Genomic DNA, 2,707 nt, shown 5'->3' with positions numbered 1-2,707 from the left:
CACTGAATTTATAATTTTCATACTAGGCAAGCCATATTCAACCCCATGTAATTTAACAAAGCGCCTTAATTCACGCATATTTGCTAAATTATGATCGTCAATTAAATCGCAAACATCATTCAACATATCGTCTTTATCTTCAACATCAAGCGTGACATATCGGTCAATATCGAAATTATTCAGCAACGTAATGTCAGCTTTAGAATATTTATGCTTATGCTTTTCAATAGCGTCTTTTGATTCATGTGTCAGATACAAATAAATATTTTCCATACTCTGAACAACTATTTGAACCTTAGCAACACTTTTAACGCCTAAAACTCTTTGGATTCTCTTTCTAACACTGTCCGATGTAACAGGATTTTTCGTCACATAAACCACATGATAATGGGCTTTTTTATATATTTGTCCCTCAACATTGCTTTTATCTTTATCATGCAACGGACTAATTGCAATCGGAACACCAATTAATTCTAACCGTCGTTTCCAATCCGTTGGAATACTTTCTGGATATAGCAAAAAAGTGAAGTATCTTGCCTTATCTTTAGCCATAATGTTAAAATTACCTTATCAGAACGAGCAATTAACGAGCGAACTTTTCAGCGGGTGCGCTCTTTTTTTATGCTCATTTCTGCCCTTTCGCTTGATTTTTGACAACTTCAGCCATGTAATTTCGCACGTCATAAGTAACAATTTTTCCCTGAGCCAATAATGCTTTTTTATATTCGGCATACAAATCTTTAGGAATACGGATAGTGACACTTTGCATTTCTTTTTTTCCAGCAGTCATAACTTAATCACTCCTAACTTAAATAGCTTCATGTATACATTATAAAGCATTACATAGATGTAGTAAAGCATTACAATTTTAGCCATTTTCGCACAAAATGTCGCTCAAATGTCGCTCAAACACAAAGTGACTAAATCCCTTGGGAGAGTAAGCTTAAGCCCCTGCAAAATTCAATTTTGGCACTCGGCACTTAAAGGGGGGGTCGTAGTATTCCCCCCATGCAAAAAAAGAGTTCTCCCTCGGAGAACTCTTTTAAACTAATACCAGCCTTGAGCTTCTGCTTTTTTGGTTAATTCTTCTAAATATTTTCTTTCAGGAATCCTTGCTTGTCCTCGAGCAGCTTGCAAATGTCCATCGGGTCTACGCCATATAAACCGAAACCCTTCCTCACTGTTTCCATCAGAATACATATAAACAACTTTTTGGAAAGTTAAAACCCAATCCCCAGGAAAATTAATACCAACTTCTTCTTTTATCACAACTGTAGCTTTCATAAAAAAATCCTTTCTTTAACAACATGACTACCATGACTACCATGACTTCCATGATAAGCCATTAATCTTTTTATGTCAATAAAAAATACAGGGCTCCGCCCAAACCTGCAAGCTGCGTCAGCTTGACCCCATAAATGAGCGGGAGTTCCCGCTCAAACTCACCCCACACTCGCCGTGAGGCAGGCAAAAAAAGCAGGTGTGCTTTTCTTTGCATGCGCAAAAGTGTTTTATCCGCTAGTCTATCAACTCCTTAAAGCCTCCTAGAACGGCTAAAAGCCGTTCTACGTCGATTTACCGTTGACAGACAGTAAATTATACGGGTAACAGCTAAAATGGCTTAGAGAGCAAATTAGAGGCATTTAAAAGCAATCTTCAAAGCCAATAAAGTCTGAAGGAATTGGCGACTGGACTTTATTGGCTTTGAAGATTCCAACTGACGTTCGGCAAGGAAGAGACCACATATGGCTCTTATTTTCTATCTAGTGATTCCAATAGAAATGTTTAGAAGAGTATATCGTGAATTTATAAGGGGCTTAGAGAAGCATATTTAGTCTTTAAATAGATGCTGAATAGATTCAGTAGCAATTGCTATATTATTAACGTAGGGCTTAAATTTGAAAAAATTTGAAGGAGTAGATTTTATGTTAAGTGTATTAATTCCTTTAGTAACTAGTTTAGTAGCTAGTTGTTTGATTGTTCCGGCAATGACATATTTCCTTAATCGGCGATCACGTAAGGTTGCCAATTCCGAGTCAGATATTCTAGATGCAATTTCAATCTTGAAAGATGATGTTCATTCTGCCGATAGCGGATTAGCGGTGATTTCCCGTGACATATTTGCTTTTGTCAATAGTGGAACTGACCTTATAGATGACCATACTAGATATTTTTCGTCAAACAAAATGCAATTAGCCCGTGACTGGGAAACGTATGGGTATCATTTTAGCAATAAGGATATTAATGTTCTGATGCATAAGTTACTAGATGAACTGGATGAAGCTGACGAGTCTGTGATGAATATTAATTACTCAAAAGAAGCCATTAGCTATACTTTCTATGATTATGAAAGGCCTGAAGTTAAGGAACTATGCAGTCTATTGAACGCCGAGAGAAGGAAACTAGTGAAATAAAGTTAAGAGAATCAGCAGACCGAGTGGAACGAGATCAATGCGCACTTACACACCATAATTAAAATTGCTGGTGTTTGTGCTAAATTCCCTGTATCAGAAGTCGGCTAGCCGACAAAAAAATGGGTGCTCAAATCGAGCACCCATTTTCCATTCATTAATTAATCTTGTATCTCACCAGTCTCTTTGTTTATATCACCTCTGCCATACTTGCGTTCCTGATAAACGGCATCGAAATATAATCTTATCAGTCCAGTATGAGCTCTCAACACTGAATTTATAATTTTCATACTAGG

At 37.0% G+C, this 2,707-nt stretch carries 4 protein-coding genes and 1 pseudogene; 1 reads left to right on the top strand and 4 read right to left on the bottom strand.

Translation table 11 applies throughout. From position 1 onward, the window contains the following. The 3 genes from FC81_RS04505 to FC81_RS04495 all read right to left on the bottom strand — a co-directional run. Positions 1-552: replication protein (locus tag FC81_RS04505; RefSeq protein ID WP_057743457.1), on the bottom strand; the 552-nt coding region annotated here is incomplete at its 3' end. Between the two features lie 73 nt (positions 553-625). Next, a complete protein-coding gene (locus tag FC81_RS04500; RefSeq protein WP_057743455.1) occupies positions 626-790 on the bottom strand; it encodes a hypothetical protein in 165 nt (54 codons plus the stop codon). 257 nt (positions 791-1,047) lie between these two features. Next, entirely contained in the window at positions 1,048-1,284 is a 237-nt protein-coding gene (locus tag FC81_RS04495) for a hypothetical protein (protein ID WP_057743452.1), read from the bottom strand. A 641-nt stretch (positions 1,285-1,925) separates the two neighbouring features. Here FC81_RS04495 and FC81_RS04490 point away from each other — a divergent pair. Beyond that, positions 1,926-2,414, top strand: a complete 489-nt coding sequence (locus FC81_RS04490; RefSeq protein ID WP_057743449.1) for a hypothetical protein — start codon at positions 1,926-1,928, stop codon at positions 2,412-2,414. 158 nt (positions 2,415-2,572) lie between these two features. Here FC81_RS04490 and FC81_RS11120 read toward each other — a convergent pair. Further along, a pseudogene (locus FC81_RS11120) lies at positions 2,573-2,707 on the bottom strand (replication protein); the annotation flags it as partial.

It is taken from the genome of Liquorilactobacillus capillatus DSM 19910 (genome assembly GCF_001434915.1).
Taxonomy (GTDB): domain Bacteria; phylum Bacillota; class Bacilli; order Lactobacillales; family Lactobacillaceae; genus Liquorilactobacillus; species Liquorilactobacillus capillatus.
The sequence above is the reverse complement of the archived record's forward strand: the minus strand, read 5'-3'. Positions and strand labels throughout refer to the sequence as shown.

Excerpts from the sequence above, each read along its gene's own strand:
- FC81_RS04500 (WP_057743455.1), bottom strand. The coding sequence starts at position 790 with ATGACTGCTGGAAAAAAAGAAATGCAAAGTGTCACTATCCGTATTCCT.
- FC81_RS04495 (WP_057743452.1), bottom strand. The coding sequence starts at position 1,284 with ATGAAAGCTACAGTTGTGATAAAAGAAGAAGTTGGTATTAATTTTCCT.
- FC81_RS04490 (WP_057743449.1), top strand. The coding sequence starts at position 1,926 with ATGTTAAGTGTATTAATTCCTTTAGTAACTAGTTTAGTAGCTAGTTGT.